Origin of the sequence: Prevotella sp. P5-50 (assembly GCF_002251295.1) — a bacterium.
Lineage (GTDB): Bacteria > Bacteroidota > Bacteroidia > Bacteroidales > Bacteroidaceae > Prevotella.
The window spans coordinates 1-22466 of record NZ_NPJA01000032.1 but is presented as its reverse complement, the minus strand read 5'-3'; the positions used below and the strand labels follow the sequence as shown (position 1 = coordinate 22466).

The 22466-nt window shown below is 48.0% G+C and carries 20 protein-coding genes; 11 read left to right on the top strand and 9 right to left on the bottom strand.

All coding sequences use genetic code 11. The annotated features are described in order from the left end of the window. The first annotated feature begins 144 nt into the window (after positions 1 to 144). The 4 genes from folP to CIK88_RS07165 all read left to right on the top strand — a co-directional run bounded on the left by folP (position 145) and on the right by CIK88_RS07165 (position 4056). Positions 145 to 942, top strand: a complete 798-nt coding sequence (gene folP, locus CIK88_RS07180) for a dihydropteroate synthase (protein ID WP_094435480.1) — start codon at positions 145 to 147, stop codon at positions 940 to 942. Positions 943 to 953: 11 nt separating this feature from the next. Further along, positions 954 to 1739, top strand: a complete 786-nt coding sequence (gene cdaA, locus CIK88_RS07175; protein WP_094391764.1) for a diadenylate cyclase CdaA — start codon at positions 954 to 956, stop codon at positions 1737 to 1739. A gap of 89 nt (positions 1740 to 1828) precedes the next feature. Beyond that, positions 1829 to 2845, top strand: a complete 1017-nt coding sequence (gene pta, locus CIK88_RS07170) for a phosphate acetyltransferase (protein ID WP_094435478.1) — start codon at positions 1829 to 1831, stop codon at positions 2843 to 2845. A gap of 20 nt (positions 2846 to 2865) precedes the next feature. After that, positions 2866 to 4056, top strand: coding sequence for an acetate kinase (locus CIK88_RS07165; protein WP_094391766.1), 1191 nt, complete (start codon positions 2866 to 2868; stop codon positions 4054 to 4056). A gap of 6 nt (positions 4057 to 4062) precedes the next feature. Here the strand turns inward: CIK88_RS07165 and CIK88_RS12300 are convergent, their stop codons facing one another. After that, complete coding sequence (locus CIK88_RS12300) at positions 4063 to 4248, bottom strand: hypothetical protein (RefSeq protein ID WP_144269595.1); 186 nt, start codon at positions 4246 to 4248, stop codon at positions 4063 to 4065. Positions 4249 to 4307: 59 nt separating this feature from the next. Between CIK88_RS12300 and CIK88_RS07160 the strand changes: the two genes are divergently transcribed. Beyond that, positions 4308 to 5327: a sugar kinase gene (locus CIK88_RS07160; protein WP_094391767.1), complete on the top strand. Its 1020-nt coding sequence runs from the start codon at positions 4308 to 4310 to the stop codon at positions 5325 to 5327. A gap of 119 nt (positions 5328 to 5446) precedes the next feature. Here CIK88_RS07160 and CIK88_RS07155 read toward each other — a convergent pair whose 3' ends face one another. Both CIK88_RS07155 and CIK88_RS07150 read right to left on the bottom strand, forming a co-directional pair. Next, a complete protein-coding gene (locus tag CIK88_RS07155; protein WP_094391768.1) occupies positions 5447 to 6211 on the bottom strand; it encodes a UDP-2,3-diacylglucosamine diphosphatase in 765 nt (254 codons plus the stop codon). Positions 6212 to 6308: 97 nt separating this feature from the next. Next, entirely contained in the window at positions 6309 to 6629 is a 321-nt protein-coding gene (locus tag CIK88_RS07150) for a metal-sulfur cluster assembly factor (RefSeq protein ID WP_094435476.1), read from the bottom strand. Between the two features lie 178 nt (positions 6630 to 6807). Here CIK88_RS07150 and CIK88_RS12390 point away from each other — a divergent pair, with 178 nt between their 5' ends. After that, a complete protein-coding gene (locus tag CIK88_RS12390) occupies positions 6808 to 6963 on the top strand; it encodes a hypothetical protein (protein WP_158214657.1) in 156 nt (51 codons plus the stop codon). Between the two features lie 403 nt (positions 6964 to 7366). Here CIK88_RS12390 and CIK88_RS07140 read toward each other — a convergent pair whose 3' ends face one another. The 6 genes from CIK88_RS07140 to efp form a co-directional block, all read right to left on the bottom strand. Further along, complete coding sequence (locus CIK88_RS07140; RefSeq protein WP_094435502.1) at positions 7367 to 9685, bottom strand: glycoside hydrolase family 3 N-terminal domain-containing protein; 2319 nt, start codon at positions 9683 to 9685, stop codon at positions 7367 to 7369. A gap of 96 nt (positions 9686 to 9781) precedes the next feature. Beyond that, positions 9782 to 11785 (bottom strand): heavy metal translocating P-type ATPase, encoded by a 2004-nt coding sequence (locus CIK88_RS07135; RefSeq protein WP_094435472.1) that lies wholly within the window; start codon positions 11783 to 11785, stop codon positions 9782 to 9784. Between the two features lie 118 nt (positions 11786 to 11903). Continuing rightward, positions 11904 to 14243, bottom strand: a complete 2340-nt coding sequence (locus CIK88_RS07130) for a DUF3943 domain-containing protein (protein WP_254046866.1) — start codon at positions 14241 to 14243, stop codon at positions 11904 to 11906. Positions 14244 to 14767: 524 nt separating this feature from the next. After that, a complete protein-coding gene (gene radC, locus CIK88_RS07125) occupies positions 14768 to 15457 on the bottom strand; it encodes a DNA repair protein RadC (protein WP_094391772.1) in 690 nt (229 codons plus the stop codon). A gap of 25 nt (positions 15458 to 15482) precedes the next feature. Continuing rightward, positions 15483 to 16520 carry a glycosyltransferase family 2 protein gene (locus CIK88_RS07120; RefSeq protein ID WP_094391773.1) on the bottom strand — a complete coding sequence of 346 codons (1038 nt, stop codon included), beginning with the start codon at positions 16518 to 16520 and terminating at the stop codon, positions 15483 to 15485. Further along, positions 16521 to 17087 (bottom strand): elongation factor P, encoded by a 567-nt coding sequence (efp, locus tag CIK88_RS07115; protein ID WP_094391774.1) that lies wholly within the window; start codon positions 17085 to 17087, stop codon positions 16521 to 16523. Positions 17088 to 17279: 192 nt separating this feature from the next. Here efp and rpmH point away from each other — a divergent pair, with 192 nt between their 5' ends. The 5 genes from rpmH (at position 17280) to CIK88_RS07090 (ending at position 21576) form a co-directional block, all read left to right on the top strand. Further along, positions 17280 to 17435, top strand: a complete 156-nt coding sequence (gene rpmH / locus CIK88_RS07110; RefSeq protein WP_094391775.1) for a 50S ribosomal protein L34 — start codon at positions 17280 to 17282, stop codon at positions 17433 to 17435. A gap of 138 nt (positions 17436 to 17573) precedes the next feature. Continuing rightward, positions 17574 to 18236 (top strand): PASTA domain-containing protein, encoded by a 663-nt coding sequence (locus CIK88_RS07105; protein ID WP_094435468.1) that lies wholly within the window; start codon positions 17574 to 17576, stop codon positions 18234 to 18236. A gap of 84 nt (positions 18237 to 18320) precedes the next feature. Beyond that, a complete protein-coding gene (locus CIK88_RS07100; RefSeq protein WP_094435500.1) occupies positions 18321 to 19391 on the top strand; it encodes an RluA family pseudouridine synthase in 1071 nt (356 codons plus the stop codon). Positions 19392 to 19406: 15 nt separating this feature from the next. Continuing rightward, the gene (locus CIK88_RS07095) at positions 19407 to 20396 is read left to right on the top strand and encodes a D-alanine--D-alanine ligase (RefSeq protein ID WP_094435498.1); all 990 of its coding nucleotides are present in this window, start codon (positions 19407 to 19409) and stop codon (positions 20394 to 20396) included. Between the two features lie 10 nt (positions 20397 to 20406). Then, on the top strand, positions 20407 to 21576 hold the full coding sequence (locus CIK88_RS07090; protein WP_094435466.1) for an acyltransferase: 1170 nt from the start codon (positions 20407 to 20409) through the stop codon (positions 21574 to 21576). The last annotated feature ends 890 nt before the right edge of the window (positions 21577 to 22466 follow it).

Here is a 22466-nt window from a genome sequence, read left to right as displayed (position 1 = left end):
TCTGCTCACTTAATCGTACCTTTGACCTGTCGGTCTTAGGTACTGTCGTTCGAGAATAAAAAAGAAAATTGATATTTCTTTTTGTATTCTGCTCACTTAATCGTACCTTTGCGAAATATATATATAATATACGTGTAAAATAAGATGGAATATACTCTGAATTGTAATGGGAAGCTGATAACCTTGTCCTCACCACAGGTCATGGGAATTCTTAATGTCACTCCTGACTCCTTCTATTCGGGAAGCAGAAAGCAAACCGAACGCGAAATAGCAGAACGTACACAACAAATATTGGCAGAGGGAGGTGCTATGATCGATGTGGGCGGATGCTCAACAAGGCCCGGTAGTGCTCCTGTGGATGAAGAAGAAGAATCACGCAGACTGCGCTTTGCCCTTGAAATAGTACGTCGTGAAGCACCCGATACCATTGTAAGCATAGATACATTCCGTCCCGATGTGGCACGAATGACCGTTGAGGAGTTTGGTGCCGATATCATCAATGATGTGTCGGAAGGTGCTGATCCTGAGATGTTCCGCATGGTGGCGCGTCTTAAAGTGCCCTATATCCTCATGTCTATAGCTCCCACTATCCGCGATATGATGCTACGCTTTGCCCGTGAGATACAGCAGTTGCGCGACTGTGGACAGAAGGATATCATCCTTGATCCTGGTTTTGGATTCGGTAAAGACCTGCAACAAAACTATGACGTGATGCACCAATTGGATCAGCTCGATGCCCTTTCACTGCCTGTGCTTGTGGGAATCTCACGCAAACGCATGGTGTGGCAATTGTTGGAAAGCGATCCGCTACAGGCCCTCAACGGCACTACGGTGCTCAACACCATTTCATTGATGAAAGGCGCATCCATACTTCGCGTGCATGATGTGAAAGAAGCAGTGGAGTGTGTGCGTATTGTTGGACAGATGAACCCTAAACAATAAATTACCTGCCTATGTTTTTTGAGTTTGGAATAAAAGACGCCATTGACATTACTCTCGTGGCTTTGATACTCTACTACTTCTATCGGTTGATGAAGGAGTCACGATCATTGCCTGTGTTTATGGGTATCTTGGTGTTTATTGTACTATGGCTTGTCGTCTCACAGGTGCTTGAAATGAAACTTCTGGGTAGTATCATGGACAAGTTGGTGAGTGTCGGTGTCATCGGACTTATCGTGCTTTTCCAAGACGATATCCGTCGTTTCTTCTACAATCTGGGTGCCCATCAACGCGTGAAAGGTATCCGTCGCTTCTTTACAGGCGAGGATGGACGCAAGAAGGAAGAAGATCTGAAACCCATTATCATACCTATTGTGATGGCAGCACTCAACATGAGCAAGAAAAAGGTTGGTGCTTTGATCGTGATGCAACGGTCTATGCCACTTGATGATGTGGCAAATACGGGTGAAATGATTGATGCAAATATCAGTCAACAGCTTATTGAGAATATCTTTTTCAAAAACTCTCCACTCCACGACGGAGCTCTTATCGTGGAAGGAAAACGTTTGAAAGCGGCCGGTTGCATACTTCCTGTCAGTCACGAACAGAATATTCCCAAATCGCTCGGACTGCGCCATCGTGCAGCTTTGGGCATGTCGCAAGACAGCGATTGCATAGCCATTGTGGTCAGCGAAGAGACCGGTGGCATCACTGTTGCTATTGATGGACAATTGCAACTTCGGCTCACTGCAGAGAAACTTGAAAGCATATTAACTGAGGAAATGATGCAATTAATCTAAAATATTCTGAATTCTACGGACTTATTCAGAATATTTTTAGTACTTTTGCAAACTAGATATAGCAAAATCAAACTTTTAATAAACAAACTATGGATTTATTAAGTCAAATCGTTGCGCGTGCAAAAAGTAACAAACAGCGCATCGTGCTCCCTGAAGCAACAGAGGAGCGCACCCTTAGAGCTGCCGATCGTGTATTGGCAGAAGACATGGCCGACATCGTTCTCATTGGTAATCCCAACGAAATCAAGCAGCTCGCTGCACAATGGGGACTGAACAGTGTAGATAAGGCCACTATCATCGACCCGGAAAACAATCCCAAGAGCGAAGAGTATGCTACTTTGCTGGCAGAACTTCGTAAAAAGAAAGGAATGACCATCGAACAGGCTCGCGAACTCGTGAAGAATCCGCTTTACCTCGGATGCATGATCATCAAGACCGAAGGAGCCGATGGTCAGATATCAGGAGCCCTCTCTACTACTGGAGACACCCTGCGCCCCGCACTCCAAATCATCAAGTGTGCCCCTGGCGTTTCATGTGTTAGCGGTGGCCTGCTCCTCATCAGCAAGCAGAAAGAGTATGGTGAAGACGGCGTTCTCGTAGTTGGTGACGTAGCTGTAACTCCCATGCCCAATGCAAACGAACTCGCCCAGATTGCCGTATGTACTGCCCAGACTGCTCGTTCTGTAGCAGGCTTTACCGATCCTCGCGTTGCCATGCTGAGTTTCTCTACCAAGGGTTCTGCTAAGCATGAAGTAGTGGATAAGGTTGTTGAGGCTACCAAACTGGCCCACGAACTGGATCCCGAACTCAAGCTTGATGGCGAACTTCAGGCTGATGCTGCACTTGTGCCCAGCGTAGCTGCAAAGAAAGCACCAGATTCAGACATCGCAGGTAAGGCAAATGTTCTGGTATTCCCTAACCTCGAAGTTGGTAATATCGGCTACAAACTTGTGCAGCGACTTGGCGATGCCATTGCCATTGGTCCTATCCTCCAGGGTATTGCACGTCCGGTCAACGACCTCTCTCGTGGCTGTTCGGTAGATGATATCTACTACATGGTGGCAATCACAGCTTGCCAGGCCATGGATGCTAAGGCAAACAAATAACTAGCAAACAACTATAAAAGATGAAGATTCTGGTATTAAATTGCGGTTCGTCCTCTATCAAGTACGCACTGTACAACATGGACGACAAGAGCGTGATGACCTCTGGAGGTGCAGAGCGCGTAGGCTTGGACGGTGCCTTTGTCAAGGTGAAACTGGCCAATGGTGAGAAAAAGCAAATCATGCACGACATCCCCGAGCATACTGAAGGTGTGAAATTCATCTTCTCTTTGCTTACTGATCCTGAGGTTGGCGTTATTAAAGACTTGAAGGAAATCGATGCCGTAGGCCACCGTATGGTGCATGGCGGTGAGAAATTCAACAAGTCTGTACTGCTCACCGACGAGGTGTTGAAGGTTTTTGAAGAATGCTCTGACCTTGCTCCGCTCCACAATCCTGCCAACCTCAAGGGTGTCAATGCCGTTAAAGAGCTTATGCCCGGACTGCCTCAGGTAGGTGTGTTCGACACTGCATTCCATCAAACGATGCCTGCCAAGGCCTATATGTATGCCATCCCTTACGAACTCTATGAGAAGTATGGCGTGCGTCGTTATGGTTTCCACGGCACCAGCCACCGCTATGTTTCTGCTCGTGCCTGCGAATTTTTAGGCATCAAGGCAGAAGGTACCAAGATGATTACTTGCCACATTGGTAATGGAGGTAGCGTAGCAGCCGTTGTTGATGGCAAGTGTATCGACACTTCCATGGGTCTTACACCACTTGAAGGACTCGTGATGGGAACCCGTTCTGGCGATATCGATGGTGGTGCAGTGACTTTCCTTGAGAAGAAACTGGGCCTCGATGCTGATGGCATGAGCAACCTGCTCAACAAAAAGAGCGGTGTAGCTGGTATCACAGGAGGTTCATCAGACATGAGAGATGTAGAGAATGCAGCCAAAGCCGGTGAGCCTCGTGCCCAGTTGGCACAGGCCATGTACTTCTACCGCATTAAGAAATACATTGGTGCCTATGCTGCCGCTATGGGCGGAGTGGATGTCATTGTATTCACAGCTGGCGTCGGGGAAAATCAGGTCAGCATGCGTTCAGAGGTATGCAAGGGTCTTGAATTCCTCGGTGTGAAGTTTGATGAGGCCAAAAATGCCGTACGTGGCGAAGAGGCTGTTATCTCTGCCGACGATTCGAAGGTGAAGGTTGTGGTCATTCCTACCGATGAGGAACTCATGATTGCTACCGATACGATGAATCTGCTCTAAGCGTTATCATCGCAGCAATACATTTTTTTTGATGGTGGAAGACCGCTTGGTGGCCCGCAAGGGATGCTTGACAGGAGGTCTTTCACCATTATTATTACTCCAGAGACCATAGATGTTATACTCCATTCCAACTGAAATGGTATAGTGGTCGATGGGGTGGAAAACTGGTTGTTGAAGTCGTTTTGACCTCATAATCCATGTGGATTCAACAGAAACAGAGGTGTTACACCAATTATAATATATAGAAAGGAATCAAGATGAAAGTAGTGACATTCGGCGAAGTATTACTTCGCTTCTCCAAAAGAGACGATTACCGCCTGACACAAGGCGCACAGATGGAAGCTCATTTTGGCGGCAGTGAGGCCAATGCGGCAGTTTCGCTTGCCATGTTGGGTAATGAGGTGCGCTATGTGAGCCGCCTGCCGGAAACGGCAATGGGCAAGGCTTGCGAACAGCGTTTGCGCGAGATGGGACTCAATACGCGCTTCATCAACTGGGGTGGGCCACGTATCGGAACCTATTTCTTCGAGCAGGCAGCATCGCTTCGCCCATCGCGTGTGGTCTATGATCGTAAGGATTCCGCATTCTATAATCTACATCCCGGTATGATACCTTGGCGCGATGTGTTTCGTGGCGCTGATGTGTTTCATTGTTCCGGTATCACCTGTGCCCTTTCGCAGAGTGCTACCGATGCAACTTTTGAGGCAGTGCGCACTGCCGACGAGATGGGACTTGTCATTGCCTGCGACATCAACAACCGCAAAAACCTGTGGAACTATGGCGCTAAGGCAGCCGATGTGTTGCCCCAACTGATGCACTATAGCGACATTGTCTTTGGCGATGCTGGCGAATGGGAATTGGTGTCAGGACTGCCACGCATACCCTTTGAAGCAACTTCGTCCGATTATCACATTGATGTGGAGGCCTATACTGCGATGTTTCGCAAGATAGCAGACCGTTTTCCGCGCTGTAGGAAGTTTATCATGGGATTGCGCAATGAGGTCTCATCCAACCACCATTTGCTCAGTGGTGTACTTTTCGATGGCGAAAAACTCTATACCACTCGCGTCTATGACATTAATCCAGTGATTGATCCCATGGGTGTTGGTGATGCTTATCTGGCAGCCTATCTCCATGCACACCTGGTGCGCCGCGACGATGACCAGCGTTGTCTTGACTTCTCGCTGGCTGCCAGTACACTGAAAAGTACGATATCGGGCGACTTCAACCTTTCTACTGAAGAGGAGATTGAAGCCTTGATGAACAGTTGATAGCCATTTTCTTCATCCGACAGCCCGTTAGATCGGCTGGCTACAGGATAGGATGAAATGAGTTGTACAGCGGTTTTCTAACGATTAGAAAACTGCTTGTCGGACATCGTGATATGCTGTTAGGGTTGGCTTTCCCCCTCCACATACTCCTCTAAGAACATGTGTTCGCCATCATATACGGCATAGGTGAACTGGCTAATCCAGTCGCCTAATATCATCAGGCGTGTGTGGCGTTCCAGTTTTATATCGAGTTCTATGTGTCGATGCCCGAAGATGAAATAGTCTATGTTGGGATGATCCACCATATAAGCGCGTGCAAAGCGTACCAAGTGTTCACGCTCTTCACCCATAAAGGAAGGTTGGTCGGTCTTTTTGTGCTTGATATAACTGTGTTTTGCCCATGTCAATCCGAATGCCATACCCCATCGTGGGTGGATGGAAGAAAACATCTTTTGACACACCGTATTATGGAAAATGGCACGAAGCAATTTGAATGAGGCATCATTGTCGCCCAGTCCATCACCATGAGCAAGGAAAAATTCGTGACCATAGATTTCTGTTGTCTCCTCTTTCTTATGCAGTATCACCCCACATTCCTGTTGCAGATAGTTGTAAGCCCATATATCGTGATTGCCGGTGAAATAGTGGATTTCCACTCCCATATCGCTCAGTTCCGAGAGTTTGCCTAAGAACCGGGTATAGCCGCGTGGCACTACGTAGCGGTATTCATACCAGAAATCAAACATATCGCCCAGCAGATAGATGGCTGCCGCCTTCTCTTTGATAGAATCGAGAAAGCGTACCAGACGTCGTTCCTGCGTGCGTTGATGCGGAACTGCCAACGATCCGAGGTGGGCATCGGATAGGAAATATACATTCTTCATGGGCTTTACACCTTATTATATATTATAGTATCTGTCGATAATCAATATGGAGCTTGTCGCTATTGGTTGCAGTCTCCATGTCTGTGTTTATAGAGCATCAGTCGAAACCGAGTTCGACACGAGCCTCTTCGCTCATCATCGACTGGTCCCAAGCGGGTTCAAACACGAGGTTGACGTTGGCTGTTTTCACGCCATCCACACTTTCCAGTTTGGTGCGTACATCTTCCAGTATAAAGTCAGCAGCCGGACAGTTTGGTGCAGTGAATGTCATGTCGAGTTCCACAGCTCCGTCATCTTTCACATCAATCTTATAGATCATGCCCAGATTGTAGATATCTACGGGTATTTCCGGGTCATATACAGTTTTGAGCACATCCACGATGCGTTCTTCTATTTGTGTCTTTTCTTCTTGTGTCATAGTCTTATTTGTTTTCTTCTTGCAAAGATATATCTTTTTTCCCAAACCACCAAAAATAGGGTGTATGGATGAAAAAGGAACGGGTAAACAAGTGGTGTGTCATAGAAAAATCGTATCTTTGCAGTGATGAACAGGAAGGAACATAAGCTATATTAACTATGTCACATATTGCTAACCTATGAAGAAGCGAAATTTGGTATCCTATATAGCTATTCTCATGGCAATAGGATTTATCATTGCGGTAGTTGGAATTATCATCGATGGGCAGGTGATACAGAAGTCCTATGAAACAACGGCAGCCCAATCGTATAATTATCGTATGGCTATTCTTTAGTTTTCATATTGGCCATTCTGACTTATGTCATTGGATTCTTGTCGTTGGCGGTAGTGCCTATGCTTATGGATAAGATGAGGACAGAACAACAGCTGGAGGTTGAATGGAAACGTCCTCGATGCCTGTTCTTCTTGTCTTATAGTCTCTTGGTGTTGTCTTTACTGTTTCCAGTGATATTGTCTTATTGTGATAACTGGGGAGTTGTTCCCTTGATATTATTGTTTGTATTTGGCATTCTCGGACTACTTTTGGGAAGAATGGCTATTCGTGGCATGTTAAATATGTTTGTCTCTTATACTGAAACGACATTGTGATATCAAAATGATTCAGCCGCATTTGATTTTTCAAATGCGGCTGAATCGTTGTGTATGAGAACGGGAAAATCCGTTGAAATCAGGCCTTTTTATTTATTTGGCGTATTCCAAACCTTAGTTTTGGTGCAGGTGGTGGGAGCGGTAAGGCGTGCAACGCGCAGCAGGAAATCACCCTCTTCGAGTGTCCAGCGACCGTCGGCACCTACAAAGGCAAGGTCTTTTGCCGGCAGAGTGAAAGTCACAGTTTTTGTTTCACCTGGTTCGAGACTAATCTTGGTGAAGCAACGCAGACGCTTGTTGTCGGGCACTATCGATGCAATGAGGTCGCTCGAATAGAGCAATACCGACTCCTTGCCAGCACGGCTACCCGTGTTTTTCACATCCACCGTAACGGTCAGCGTATCGTCGGCAGTGAAGTTTGCCTTATCCACCTTTAGATTGGCATACTCAAAAGTAGTATAGCTCAGACCGTAACCGAAGGGCCATTGCAGCGAAACCTTCGCATCGTAGTTGTATGCGCCAGCCATGGTGCCCACTTCTTCGCTGACTTTATAGTCGTAGTTAGCCAGTGAATTGATTTCTTTCGGATAGGTGTAGGGCAGTTTCGCAGAAAAGTTAGCGTCGCCAGCCAACAGGTTTGCCAGTGCATCGCCACCGTAGTTGCCTGGCAACATGATGTGGACAATGGCTTTAGCTAGCGGTTCAATGTCGGCGATGAGCCGTGGACGACCTTCGTTGAGCACGAGAACTATGGGCTTGCCAGTCTTTGCCAGAGCCTTCACCAGATTGCGTTGGTTCTCTGACATCCAAAGGTCAGTGAGGTTTCCCGGTGTCTCGCAGTAGCTGTTTTCACCCACACAGGCAATGATGACATCCGCCTGAGCAGCCGCAGCAACAGCTTTTTCTATCTGTGGTTCATTTTCTTCCCAGTACTGTCCCTTTTCGTTGTAGGTCACACCTTGGTCGAGAATCACGTTTTCCTGACCGTATTTGTTGCAGAGTGCTTCATAGATTGTGTTGTATTTCTCTGCCAAGTCTTCCGCTTTGCTACCCTGCCAAGTGTAGCTCCAACCGCCGTTGAGGCAGCGCATCTGGTTGGCATTAGGTCCTGTGAGCAGTATCTTTTTTCCTTTTGCCAATGGCAGAACGCCTTCATTCTTTAGCAGAATCTCAGTTTCCTCGGCGCTACGGAGAGCCATATCAGCATGTTCTTGCGATCCAAACTTCTCATAGCCCTTGCCTCCGGTGTTTGGTTCGTCAAACAGTCCGATGCGGTATTTCAGTCTGAGGATGCGACGCACGGCATCGTCGATACGCTCTTGGCTCACCTTGCCCTCGTTGACGAGTTGTTTCAGCAGTATGCAAAACTCCACGCTGTATGGGTCCATCGACATATCGATACCGGCATTGATAGCAATGCGGATCGCATCTTTCTTGTCTTTTGCCACTCTTTCGCGGGTAAAGAGATTGTTGATGTCAGCCCAGTCGGTGACAATCATTCCGTCCCAGTTCAAATCTTTCTTAAGCCATTGAGTAAGGTATTCGTAGCTGGCGTGCACGGGTACACCGTTGATGCTTGACGAATTGACCATGATGGTGAGTGCGCCAGCCTGTACGGCAGCCTTGAAAGGCTCGAAATACTTTTCTCTCAACACGTTTGGAGCGATATACGCCGGTGTGCGGTCTTTGCCGGTGAAGGGAGCGCCGTAACCCATATAGTGTTTCAAACTGGTAGCTACGTTATAGCGTGAGAGGTGGTTGTGGTCATTGCCCTGATAGCCCATGATTTCAGCTTCAGCCATGCGTGCATTGACAATGGGGTCTTCGCCGAAGCTCTCCCAGATGCGCGACCAGCGTGGATCTCTGCCGAGGTCGGTCACAGGGTTATATACCCAAGGACAGTTGGCAGCGCGGCTTTCGTATGCAGTAACCTGTGCTCCGGTGCGTGCCAACTCAGTATTGAATGAAGCAGCGATATTGATAGGTTGCGGAAAGAGCGTTCCGCCTTGAGTATAGGTCACTCCGTGGTTGTGGTCCAGACCGAACACATCGGGGATGCCGATATGTTTCATCGATTTTTTCTGTATCAGCCGAATCCACTCCTGCCATTGTTCTACGGTAGCAGCGCGTGTTCCCGGTGCATTGAGCAGCGATCCCACTTTGTATTTAGAGATACAGGTGTCAAGCATCGTCTCGTTGAGTTTCCATTTTCCCGATGCGTCGTATGTCCCCATGATATCGAGGTTGAGTTCGAGCATCTGGCCTATTTTCTCATCGAGGGTCATTTTGGCAAGTGTCTTTTCTACTTTCGCTTCCAACTGTTCATCGCGTGGAATGGCGGGTTTAACTGTCTGTGCTGCAGCCCATGCCGAGCAACAGCAAACCACAGCCAAGAAGTATTTTCTCATCATAGTGTAGTATGGTTAGTTATATATATGAATATGTTTTCAGTGACTGCAAAGTTACTAAATAGTGGGCAGAGTGCCAAACAGAGTCGTTCTTTTTTATTTGTTTTTTCCGCTCAGTGCCCTCATGGCGTTGAGTACCGCCAGTACGGTGACGCCAACATCGGCAAACACAGCCATCCAAAGTGTAGCCATACCGAAGGTTGCCAATAGCAGTACAGCCACCTTGATGCCAATGGCGAGCACCACATTCTGGCGTGCTATGGCGATGGTGTGGCGTGCAATGCTCACGGCAAGTGCAATCTTAGAAGGTCGGTCGTCCATCAATACAACGTCGGCAGCCTCTATGGCAGCATCGCTACCCAGTGCGCCCATGGCAATACCCACGTCGGCTCGTGCCAGTACGGGCGCATCGTTGATACCGTCGCCCACAAAGGCAAGGGCTTTATCTACGGGTTTTTCCTGTATCAGCCGTTCCACATGTGCCACCTTATCGGCTGGCATGAGTTCGGCGTGAAATTCATCTATATGAAGAGTCTCCGCTACATGTTGTCCCACTTCCTGTCGGTCGCCGGTGAGCATGACCGTGCGTTTGATGCCCAACTGCTTGAGTTTGTTGATGCTTTCAATGCTGTCGTCCTTGATATGGTCGTTGATGACGATGTGGCCTGCATACTGTCCGTCGATAGCCACATGGATGATAGTGCCGATGTGATGGCATGGATGCCACTGTGCACCTATGGCTTCCATCATGCGCTGATTGCCCACACAGACGATGTGGTCCTCAACCTGTGCGCAAATGCCCTGTCCTGCCACTTCTTCCACATGGCTGATGCGGCATCCGTCGGTAGCCTCTTCGGGGAACGCATTACGCAGGGCAGCTCCGATGGGATGGGTGGAAAAATGCTCTACGTGGGCAGCGAGGTGAAGCAGTTGACGCTCGTTGAAATGGTCGGGATGCACCGCTTCTACGGCAAACTGACCGTGGGTGAGGGTGCCCGTCTTATCGAAAACCACCGTATGGAGGTTGGCGAGTGCATCCATATAGCATGCCCCTTTCACCAGTATGCCGTGGCGCGACGCTCCACCAATGCCTCCAAAGAAGGTGAGGGGAATGCTGATGACGAGAGCGCAAGGACACGATACCACCAAGAACATCAGTGCGCGGTAGAGCCATGTGGGGAAGTTTTCGATGAAATCGCCGGAAATGAGTGGCGGAACTACCGCCAGTATCAATGCAGCAACGACCACTACAGGGGTGTAATAGCGTGCAAAGCGGGTGATGAAAGCCTCGCTTTTCGACTTGTTGTCGCTGGCATGTTCCACCAAATCGATGATTTTCGACACGGTACTGTCGCCGTAAGTCTTGGTCGTAGTGACGTTGATGACACCGCTGAGATTGATACATCCCGATGTGATGTCGTCGCCTTCATGGATGTCGCGCGGTTCACTTTCACCCGTTAGTGCCACGGTGTTGAGTGCCGATGAGCCTTTGCAGACCGTTCCATCGAGGGGCACTTTCTCGCCCGGTGCGATGATGATGGTTTCTCCTACTGCCACATCTTCCGGTTTTGCATCGACGGTTTGACCGTTGCGCACCACGTGTGCCACATCGGGGCGTATGTCCATGAGGTTTGAAATGCTTTTGCGGCTCTGCCCTTCGGCATAGCCTTCAAACATTTCGCCTATCTGGAAGAACAGCATCACGAATACTGCTTCGGGAAATTCGGTGTCGGCACCGGGCAGAAATCCGATACACAACGCACCGATAGTGGCTATCGCCATGAGGAAATCCTCGTTGAACGCATCGCCATGGAGCAGTCCTTCGGCGGCTTCGCCCAGCGTTTTATGACCCACCAGGAGGTAGGGCACGAGATAAATGAGCAACAGTTGCCATGTGGGCAACGTGAGATAATGTTCTATGCAGACCGCACCGATGAGCAGTATGATGGTTGTGGCGATGACAGCCAGTTGTCGGTGAAGGCTGTTATGGTCGTGATGGTGGTGATGGTCTTGACCTTCATTGTGATGATGATGGTGTGCTTCTGCCTCAGAATGACAGTTGCAGCTGCAGTGACTGTGATGTTGATGTTCGTGTGCCATATATTATAATACGTGTTTGTTTCTGATGGCAAAGGTACACAAACCAGTGTCACGATGATATGAAAACATGGAAAAACCGCCGTTTCTTGCAACCCGATTGCAAGAAACGGCGGTTGGATTAGAAATGATAGGTAAGTCCGGCTCTCACTTCAAAGGTCTTCGCCTTGACGTCGGCATAGTATTTGTAGTGGGTTTGTCGCTCGAAAAACGAACTTGCCATCAATAGGCTCCAGCGCTTTGGCAAGTCGATTTCTATCATCGGACTGACCACCAGAAGGTGTGCATTGCCTTTGTCTCCCTGTGCATTGAGATACAGCGGGTCGATGGTGCTGAGGTCTTTATTCTCGTAACCCTTCCATGTGAAGATGCGGAAATAATGCACATTGAGGATGAACCTGCCGAACCTGCCTATCTCCATGTGGGTCTTGGCCTTGATGCTGTAGCCGCTTCCCATGTTGTAGTCGCGGTCAATCACATTGAAATAGTCGCTCTTTGTGCCGCCCAGCAGTATGCCGCTGAGGAAAATGCGCTGTTCGAGACGCGTCAGCGCTCCCACTTTTGGAAATTCTACGATGACTCCCGGTCCCACCGATGCCGCTTCGCTGATGCGATAAGGGGTGAGGTCCGACCCGTTTTTCACTGGTTTCGAGTCGTAATAATTGAAGTGTTGATAGATGCCAAACTCAACATCCATGGATTTTCCCCAATTGAACGGTGCCGACCAGAGACGTCCCAGAATGTGCAAGGAGTTGATGAGGGGCTGGTTTTTGCTGAGTCCGAAGGTCACTTCAGCACTAAAGAAATCGTAGGGCTTGTTGTGGTTTTCACCATCCATGGCATCGCCGTATTCCATAAAGAGATTGACGTAGGGATTGTGTTCGCCACGGAAGATGGCACCATTGTCTGCCAGATAGCGGTCGCCCACACTGATGGAACAGTCGAGGGGGAATGCCCCACGATCGTGGTGCAAGTAGTGGGTGGACCTCACGCGCCATGCTTCGCCCGTGATGATGCGGTTCAAACCCTTGATGGGATTGATGATGGTGGCTGCTGCCTCACGCAGGAATCGCGGGAAACCATAGGCGCGGTCGTCGAGAATGATGTCGCTGACGCGGTGTGTCACCTCTCCTATGCAGATGCCTCCCATGGTTGTAGCTATCAAATCGTTGATGGCTGGCGGTTCTTTCTCGCCTGCCACTTCCCACATGAGCGATCCAAAGAAGGAGTAGGGAGCCGATTGCCAGAAGTTGAGCCCATTGCTTCGTGCGGCATTGTAGTAGAGGTTGCCGTGGTAGGGATGGGCAAAAAGGTTGGTGGAAAACTGGTCGTTGTCCCACACAAAGCCGTTGCGGATGTTGTGACCAATGGAGTTGAGCGTGGTTTTGGCAAATTCCTCGCCCAGCACAAAACGGTCGAAACAGTGGACAAATACGTTGATGCCCGTGGCTTCGACAGCTGCTCGCCAAGGTTTTGGTTTGAGGGGCAGTGCCATGATGGAATCTGTGCGATCCATGATATCATCGTCGTTGCGTCTGATGTCGAAGATGTCTTGCGGCTGTGAACGCTGGTGGCGTATGGTCAGACCTGCCTCGATGAGCGGGCGGTTGCGGTAGTGTCGGTTGTGGCTGTAGTATCGGGTGTCGCCATAACCCACGGAGACAAAGGCACCAAGATACTTGCCCAACTGGTAGTCGGCATTGATGCGTGCCTGTATGGAATAGAGTCGTTCAGGCTTGTCGGCCTTGTGTTGGAAGGTCTCTATATGGTAGAAGCCCACATCGCCACTCAGTGTCAGTCGTGGTGTGAGGTGGAAATACTGTCCGATGCGATAATAGATGGCACCGGAGAAATCGCGGTCGAGACCCATATAGTGGGTTCCCGCACCAAGAATGTTATAGGTGCTGCGGTTGCGGTAGCGCACGGCAGCATTGAACTTGGTGCTCGATCCGGCAGAAAACATATAGTCGATGGTGGTCTTGGCATTGATGTTGACCAGTCCTATCTTGTGTGCCAAGGTGTCGCGAGTGACGTTGACAATGCCCACCTGCCATCCCCTTGGATGTGCCAGTGCCACATTGATGAGTCCTATCTGCGAACCGTTGAGCGAGTCGGCATAGTTGGCAGCAGCCAACTGAATGCCGCGCATATATCCCGACGACACGTTGAGGGCACCTCCCAGCTGTATGCCTTTCTCCACTCCCATAGCGATATTGCTGATGGCGCTGAGCTGTATGCCTCGGAAAGGAGCCGCCGACATATTGGTAATGGGGGAGAACTGCACACCGTTGGCATAGCTGTCGGCAATGTTTGCCACCAGTCCTAACTGCACATAGTGCATGGAATCTTGGTGACTGACAATACCTATAGGATAGTTTTGGGCGCTTGCCCCGCATGCTGCACATAGGGCAACGACCAGTGCGGCTATCTTGTTGAAGTGATGGGAAATGGTAGTTTTCATGATGCAAATATAACTATTTGTCGGGATAAACATCGTGATTGCCTCCACATTTTATACTTTGTTAGTAATTGCGGTTAAGCGTTGAGGCTGAAGCTGATGAGGCTTTGCATGGAAGGGAATATGCATCATGTGACTAACCATAGTTGATGACAGGTATTGAGAGCGTAGTCTAAATCTTTAAGTAATAGCGCGTTGCCGTTATGTGAAAGCCGTATCTGTTAGCAAATCAAATTGATTTGCCGAGGAAAACAAATTGATTTGCCGAGGAAAACAAATTGATTTGCCGAGCAAAGTAAATTGATTTGCTGAGGAAAGTAATTTGTTTTGCAAGGCTATGAAACTTGCGCAACGTAGTCTGAAGATATGTATAGAAGGTAAACGAAATATTCGTTGATGATGCAAATTCATTGAGTTTGCTGACCAAATTCATTGAAATTGCTGAGTAAATTCATTGAAATTGCTGAGCAAATACATTGAAATTGCTGAGAAAGGTATGCTGCGCGATGGGTCTATATGGCTGATATTCAAGACAAACGACCCTCTTCTCGATAACTATAATAACGTCCGTCGGTGATGATGATATGGTCGAGCATGAAGATACGCATGGTCTGGCAAGCCTTTCTCACCAGTTCCGTCAGGCGGTCATCGTTGCTACTTGGGCGATGGTTGTTGCTGGGATGGTTGTGGCAGATGGCAACTATAGTGGCATTGGCAAGCAAGGCCTCTTTCAGTATGATGCGCACATCGACCGCCGTTTCGCTGATGCCGCCATGGGAGAGACGCACTGCCTTGAGGAGATTGAAATTCTGATTCATGAGCAATGCCCATGCCTCTTCCACATCAAGGTCTTGCATCTTGGGGTGCATGTATTGATAGATCGCCTCTGCCGAATCGAGCTTAGGACGCACTTCTGCCTTTTCCATCTGGCGGCGCTTGCCCAGTTCGCATGCCGCCATAATGGTGACAGCCTTGGCAGGCCCCACACCTTTGTACTCCATGAGTTGGGCAATGCTGCGCTTGCCCAGCGTGTTGAGGTTGTTGTTACAGTCGTTGAGCACCCGTTTCATCAGATCGACGGCACTCTCTTCAGGGGTGCCCGAACCGATGAGAATGGCCATGAGCTCGGCATTGCTCAATGCTTCGGGACCCAGTCGCATGAGTTTTTCACGCGGTCGGTCGTCTTCTGCCCATTGGGTGATGCTGAGTTTGTCCATACGGATGCTACTCGACAGAGTAAGTTTATTTATAGAAATTCTTCTCGAAAGCCGTAAACTCGTCTTGCTTTCTGACACAGCGCTTCCACCAAGACTCTATGAATCCGAAGCCATATCCCATAAGCTGGACAAAGGCGGCGGGCACACTGAGGATGCCAACCTTCAGACTCTTGTTGCACACGGTGGAGTCGATAAGAATGATGAGTGAATAGAGTAGAATGGGAATCCACGGACAGACAAACAGCCACAGCCATTGGCCTTCGGGACAATAGTGCATCAGCGCACGGCCTACGGCGCTGGCAAGGATAAGGGCAATGACGCCTACGGTGAAGACCATAGGCAGCAGATGCACTAATTTGAGCGTGCCGGGATGGAGCTTCTCAAGGTTGATGCGTGCTATGCCGCTGTTATACACCTGGCGGAAAAACTTGCGGAAGTCGGTGCGGCGCTTATGCCAAACCCATGCTTCGGGGAAGAGTCGGGTGGAATAGCCTGCTTCTACTATGCGATAACTGAAGTCGATATCCTCGCCAAAACGCATCTTGGCAAATCCATTCAGATGTGCATAGACCTCACGACGAATACCCATGTTGAACGAACGGGGATAGAACTTGTCGAGTTTGGCTTTGCCACCGCGGATGCCGCCGGTGGTAAAAAAACTCGTCATCGAGTAGGAAATGGCCTTCTGGATGGCAGTAAACGAGGGATGTGAAGCGTCGGGACCGCCGAAAGCATCGACGGGATGCTGATTCAACTCGCGGTTGATGGCAGCAAGATAGCCGTCGGGCAATACCACATCGGAGTCGAGCACGATGATATAATCGCCTGCAGATCGCTCAGCACCATAGTTGCGGCTCATGCCGGGACCGCTGTTTTCCTTATTGTAATAATGCAAATCAAGGATGCTTGCGAATTTCTCGCAAACATCCTTGCATGGGATTTGGGATCCGTCCTCTACTACAATTACCTCAAAATCGGTCTCTGTTTGAGAGCAAAGACTCTCAAGCAACTCGCCTATCTCATCGGGGCGATTATAGACGGGGACGATGATGGAATATTTCATTTACTCCTTTACGCGGTTCAAGTAACTGCCGTCGCGGGTGTCAACCTGTACGAGGTCACCCTCGTCAATAAACAGGGGAACGCGAATCTCTACACCAGTCTCCAGTGTAGCAGGCTTGGTAGCATTGGTAGCGGTATCGCCCTTGATGCCTGGCTCAGAGTGAGTGATGCGAAGATTGGTCTTCACAGGCATTTCGGCAAAGAGGATAGTGTTGGTGTCGGCGTCGCTGACAACTTCTACGATATCGCTCTCCTTCATGAAATCAACACCGGTAATCAGATCCTTGGCAATGGGAATCTGGTCGAAAGTCTCTTGGTTCATGAAAATGTAGTCAGCACCTTCCTGATAAAGATACTGGTAGGGACGACGCTCCACACGAACGTCTTCAAGGGCTTCACCGATGTTGAAGCGCTTTTCCAATACACGACCGCTTACCACATCCTTGAGAGTAGTACGCATGATGGTGTTTCCTTTACCTGGCTTCACGTGGAGGAAGTCGATGCAGAAATAGAGCTTGCCATCCATGCGGATGCAGGTGCCCTTCTTGATGTCTTGTGATTTAATCATATTGTTTTATCTGTAAAATTGTAACTTCTTATGGCTTAGTTTGTAAAAAGCGGTGCAAAGTTACGAAGAAAATATAAAAAAACGGCTTTTTATGTGCTAAAAATCGTATAAAACTTGCGTATTTCGAAAATAATGCGTAATTTTGCAACCCGAATTGTGGAATAATAACAAAAATAAAAATATAATAAGACAATGAAAAGAACATTTCAGCCTCACAATCGTCGTCGCGTGAACAAGCATGGTTTCCGCGAGCGTATGGCAAGCAAGAATGGTCGTCGCGTGCTGGCTTCACGCCGCGCTAAGGGCCGTAAGAAGTTGACCGTATCTCACGAGAATCACGGTAAGTAAATGGCGGTTTCAGTAGGAGACGAAACAAGAACATAGAGAGACGACCCATGAGGCTGTCTCTCTTTTTTTTGTTTATTCATTTGGTAGTATGGATTATTCTTCGTACTTTTGCCCATTGGTTACACCTATTAATAATATATGAACGTCAAGGAATTCTTTGGAAAACTGTTCAGTCCCTATCTGTGCTTCCATCTGCTGGCTATGGCGGCAGTGGTCATACTCATCGTCGTGGGCATCAACGTGGGACTCAGTATATATACTAAGCACGGAGTGGGAATACCCGTGCCTGACCTGAAAGACATGGATTATAACAAGGCAGACCAACTGCTGCAACAAGACGGACTGAAAATTGCTGTCAGCGACTCTGGCTATGTCAAGACTCTGCCTGCCAACTGCATTCTCGCACAAAGCCCAGACTATGGCACAAAGGTGAAAGAAGGCCGCGTCATCTATGTCACGGTCAACTCGCCATCGTCGCCTACAATAGAAATACCAGACATTGTTGACAACTCAAGCTACAGAGAAGCTGAGGCGAAGCTCAAATCGCTCGGATTCAATGTGCTGCCTGCAAAAAAAGTAGCAGGAGAGAAAGATTGGGTCTATGGCATACTCTGCAGAGGAAGAAGAGTGGCTAACGGAGACCGCATCTCTATAGAATATCCACTCACACTCATGGTGGGAAAAGGTACCTACGACGACCAAGATGTAGATATAAACTATGTGGAACCCGATGCCGGATATGGCAACGAAACACAAAGTGGGGGAGATGTCGATGATTTTCAAGAAGTGACAGCACCATAACCATTGACCGCCAACGCCGATATAACGACTGTAATGAAAGATAAAAGCAACGAAATAAACGAAATAGGATACGACGAAATCGAAATGGATGACGATTTCGGACTCGATGCGGACCAACAAGGGAGCAACGACGGACCTTCTGACGACGGACTGTATGAGCATTTGCGCATGGAAGTCGATAAAGGACAAGTGCCCGTGAGAATCGACAAATATATGTCGGAACATGTGCAGCACTCGTCCAGAAACAGAATACAGAAGGCTGCCGATGCGGGATATGTACATGTAAACGGCAATCCTGTCAAAAGTAACTATAAGGTCAGACCGGGTGATATCATCACGCTGATGCTCGACAGGCCACACCATGATACGTCAATCGTGCCGGAAAACATACCAATCGATGTGGTATATGAGGACGACCAACTGATGGTGGTCAACAAACCAGCAGGACTCGTGGTGCATCCGGGATGTGGAAATTTTACAGGAACACTCGTCAATGCCATAGCATGGCACTTGCGGGATCTGCCGACATACGACCCCAACGACCCCGCTGTGGGACTCGTACACCGTATAGATAAAGATACAAGCGGACTCCTCGTCGTGGCTAAAACACCAGAGGCAAAGACAGAACTCGGTGTCCAGTTCTTCAATCACGATACACACAGAAGTTATAATGCACTCGTATGGGGAAACCTTACCGAAGACACTGGACGCATAGAGGGAAATATAGGACGCGATCCGAAGGATAGACTGCGCATGGCGGTATTCACACCAGGCGGAGATATCGGTAAAACGGCGGTCACACACTATCGGGTACTGGAGCGATTCGGGTATGTGACACTCGTCGAATGCAGACTCGAAACTGGGAGAACACACCAGATACGTGCACACATGAAACATATAGGACACCCGCTCTTCGGAGATGAACGATATGGCGGAATGGAAATACTAAGAGGTGAACGCTCTGCATCCTATAAGGCGTTTATACAAAACTGCTTCAAAATATGTGGAAGGCAAGCGCTACACGCACGCACACTCGGATTTGTGCATCCTGTCACCAAACAGCAAATGGACTTCAATTCGCCATTGGCAGCTGATATGGAGGCGCTGATTGAAAAATGGCGCAAATATATGAAACCGGAACAACAAACAATATAACAACATACACGAATGATCAACAATTTGAAACGTGACATCGCCATCGTATGCGGTGGCGACTCTTCAGAACACGACGTATCGCTGCGCTCAGCACAAGGACTCTTTTCGTTTTTCGACAAAGAGCGGTATAATGTATATATCGTCGATGTAAAAGGACAGGACTGGAATGTGGAACTGCCCGACGGAACTACTGCGCGCATCGACCGTAACGACTTTTCTTTTGTGGAAAACGGAAAGGCTAAAACATTCGATTATGCCTATATCACCATTCATGGAACACCGGGAGAAAACGGTATCATGCAGGGATATTTCGACCTCGTGGGGGTGCCATACAGTACAAGTGGCGTGCTCGTTGAGGCTATGACTTTCGATAAGTTTGTGCTCAACCAGTATCTCAAAGGATACGGAGTGAGCGTGGCTGATTCCCTGCTCATCAGACAAGGATATGAAGAACTGGTGTCTGACGAGGAAATTGAGGCGCGTATCGGAATGCCATGCTTCGTAAAACCGGCTGCTGATGGATCGTCATTCGGTGTCTCCAAAGTGAAAAACCGTGACCAACTGGCTCCTGCTATCAGAAAAGCTATGATGGAAAGCTCGGAAGTGATGGTCGAACAGTATCTGGAAGGTACCGAGATTTCTATCGGTGTATATAAGACTAAAGAGAAATCGGTTGTGTTTCCTGCTACAGAAGTCGTGACAACAAACGAATTTTTCGACTATGATGCTAAGTATAATGGACAGGTACAGGAGATTACACCTGCCCGTCTGCCAGAAGATGTGACACGTCGCGTTAAAGAAATTACCAGTCATATCTATGATATCCTGCACTGCAATGGCATCATACGCATTGACTATATCATCTCTAAGGAGGGAAAAATTTCTATGCTTGAAGTGAATACAACTCCTGGAATGACACCTACCAGCTTCATACCGCAACAGGTTAAGGCTGCGGGACTCAAAATGAGCGACGTGCTCACCGATATTGTTGAAAACCAATTCTGATACGAATATTATGGCTATTCCTGCTGAATTCGACGAGATAAGACCCTATGATACGGGAGAAGTGCAACAGGCTTTCAATGAATTGCTTGCTGACAGACAATTCTCGACCATGCTACGTGGCATCGTGCCGTGGCTGCCTAAATCATTGAGAAACGCTGTGCTGAAAATGGCTTTCATTGGGGTTAAGTCGCCACTCGACTTCCAGAAAAGGTTTATGAAACCTATCGTGCGACATATCATACGGAAGCATACGGACGGATGCACATTCGATGATAACTGTTTGCCACGCGATTTCAGTCTCCGATATACATTTGTCAGCAACCATAGAGACATCGTACTCGACTCGGCGCTACTCGACGTCATGCTTGTAAAAACGGGATATCCTACTACCGTGGAAATAGGTATCGGCGATAACCTCCTGATTTACCCATGGATAAAAAGGTTGGTGCGCATGAACAAGGCGTTTACGGTCAGACGGGGACTCACGCCAAAAGAGATGTTGCGCTCTAGCCAAATCATGAGCAGATATATACATTATGCGGTAACACAAAAGCATGAAAATATCTGGATCGCACAGCGTGAAGGAAGAGCAAAGGATTCTGACGACCGTACGCAGGATTCTGTACTGAAGATGTTGGCAATGGGAGGCGAGGGGAAACCTATCGATAGCCTCCGTGAAATCAATATCGTTCCACTCACCATCAGCTATGAGTTCGACCCATGCGATTATCTTAAAGCACAGGAATTTCAGCAGAAACGTGATAATCCGGCATTCAAGAAAAGTCGCCAGGATGATCTCGATAACATGAAAACAGGTATCTTTGGATATAAGGGACGTGTGCATTATCATTGTGCAGCACCCATCAATACATGGATCGACGAACTCGGTGATCTGCCAAAAACGGAGTTTTTTGCAGCACTCAGTAAGCGTATTGACCGTGAACTACATGCTAATTATTGTCTGTTCCCCTGCAATTACATCGCACTCGATGAGTTGGAAGGTACAAAAAAATATGCACAACATTATACCGAGGCGGACAAAAAACGATTCGAAGACTATCTCAAAGGACAATTGGAGAAGGTGAAAATCGCTAATCCTGACGAGAAATTCCTACGGGAACGCATGCTTACCATGTATGCAAATCCATTGCGCAACTATCTCAAAGCCAAAGTGGAGTAAACTGCAGCAGCTATAAGTTGGCGCATGACATATAATAAACGGAAATCTCTGGGGCTTCTTTCCGAAGAAAACCTCAGAGATTCCTTTTTTCTATCATACGACCTCCATCACTTCAATATAATGAAGGAAAAAGATTTCCAGATGGTTTGAATGTCATTTTCAGATATTCAAACACCGACTTCTCAGTGGCTTTCCCAGTTTCTTGGATATTCTTATGTACTTTCTTGGATATTCTTTCACAGCTCCCTGGATATTCTTTCGTAGTCTCCAGATCTCTTGGGCAACTCTATATATCATCTTTCAGACGTATGATTAGTATCCGGATCGTGTTCGATTGGTATTCGATTGTCGTTCGGCTTGTATTCGATTGCCGTTCGGCTTGTGTCCGATTGTTGTTCAATTGATGTTCTATAACGCTTTCTCAATACATTTCGAACACCACGATAACGTCATGTCTCAAAGCTTGTTATCCAACGAAGGTGTTGGAATGTTCGATTTTTGCTACCTCACGTGCGTGTGTGCATGCGTGCGTAATGCCTCAAGATTCTCATCTTACAAAGTCAAATGAGCATTTCGTTCAAGTAACCCTTACTTGATCATTTTATCATCATGACTTTCATTTTCTCTTCTCTAACCGCACCGTTCTTTGCACATTTCCGCAAAGCTTCCCTCTAAAAGTGAAACTTTGAAATAGCGGCATTGGTGCGTTTCGGGTGCTTTTTCAGCCATCGGAAATGAAGAAAAAGATTTGTGCGCCTCCACGCGTCCTTTATATATAATAAATAAGGAGTTCCCGTTTTGCGGCTTGACAGAAATCAATCTCTGCAAAAAAGTTTCATGCAATCTGCATTTTTTTTCTCGAAAAAGTTTGGTAGTTCAGAAAAAAGCCG

What these genes read in the sequence shown, in the direction of transcription:
- folP (WP_094435480.1), top strand. Translation starts at nt 145, where the DNA reads ATGGAATATACTCTGAATTGTAATGGGAAGCTGATAACCTTGTCCTCA.
- cdaA (WP_094391764.1), top strand. Translation starts at nt 954, where the DNA reads ATGTTTTTTGAGTTTGGAATAAAAGACGCCATTGACATTACTCTCGTG.
- pta (WP_094435478.1), top strand. Translation starts at nt 1,829, where the DNA reads ATGGATTTATTAAGTCAAATCGTTGCGCGTGCAAAAAGTAACAAACAG.
- CIK88_RS07165 (WP_094391766.1), top strand. Translation starts at nt 2,866, where the DNA reads ATGAAGATTCTGGTATTAAATTGCGGTTCGTCCTCTATCAAGTACGCA.
- CIK88_RS12300 (WP_144269595.1), bottom strand. Translation starts at nt 4,248, where the DNA reads ATGAGGTCAAAACGACTTCAACAACCAGTTTTCCACCCCATCGACCAC.
- CIK88_RS07155 (WP_094391768.1), bottom strand. Translation starts at nt 6,211, where the DNA reads ATGAAGAATGTATATTTCCTATCCGATGCCCACCTCGGATCGTTGGCA.
- CIK88_RS07150 (WP_094435476.1), bottom strand. Translation starts at nt 6,629, where the DNA reads ATGACACAAGAAGAAAAGACACAAATAGAAGAACGCATCGTGGATGTG.
- CIK88_RS12390 (WP_158214657.1), top strand. Translation starts at nt 6,808, where the DNA reads ATGAAGAAGCGAAATTTGGTATCCTATATAGCTATTCTCATGGCAATA.
- CIK88_RS07140 (WP_094435502.1), bottom strand. Translation starts at nt 9,685, where the DNA reads ATGAGAAAATACTTCTTGGCTGTGGTTTGCTGTTGCTCGGCATGGGCT.
- CIK88_RS07135 (WP_094435472.1), bottom strand. Translation starts at nt 11,785, where the DNA reads ATGGCACACGAACATCAACATCACAGTCACTGCAGCTGCAACTGTCAT.
- CIK88_RS07130 (WP_254046866.1), bottom strand. Translation starts at nt 14,243, where the DNA reads ATGAAAACTACCATTTCCCATCACTTCAACAAGATAGCCGCACTGGTC.
- radC (WP_094391772.1), bottom strand. Translation starts at nt 15,457, where the DNA reads ATGGACAAACTCAGCATCACCCAATGGGCAGAAGACGACCGACCGCGT.
- CIK88_RS07120 (WP_094391773.1), bottom strand. Translation starts at nt 16,520, where the DNA reads ATGAAATATTCCATCATCGTCCCCGTCTATAATCGCCCCGATGAGATA.
- efp (WP_094391774.1), bottom strand. Translation starts at nt 17,087, where the DNA reads ATGATTAAATCACAAGACATCAAGAAGGGCACCTGCATCCGCATGGAT.
- rpmH (WP_094391775.1), top strand. Translation starts at nt 17,280, where the DNA reads ATGAAAAGAACATTTCAGCCTCACAATCGTCGTCGCGTGAACAAGCAT.
- CIK88_RS07105 (WP_094435468.1), top strand. Translation starts at nt 17,574, where the DNA reads ATGAACGTCAAGGAATTCTTTGGAAAACTGTTCAGTCCCTATCTGTGC.
- CIK88_RS07100 (WP_094435500.1), top strand. Translation starts at nt 18,321, where the DNA reads ATGGATGACGATTTCGGACTCGATGCGGACCAACAAGGGAGCAACGAC.
- CIK88_RS07090 (WP_094435466.1), top strand. Translation starts at nt 20,407, where the DNA reads ATGGCTATTCCTGCTGAATTCGACGAGATAAGACCCTATGATACGGGA.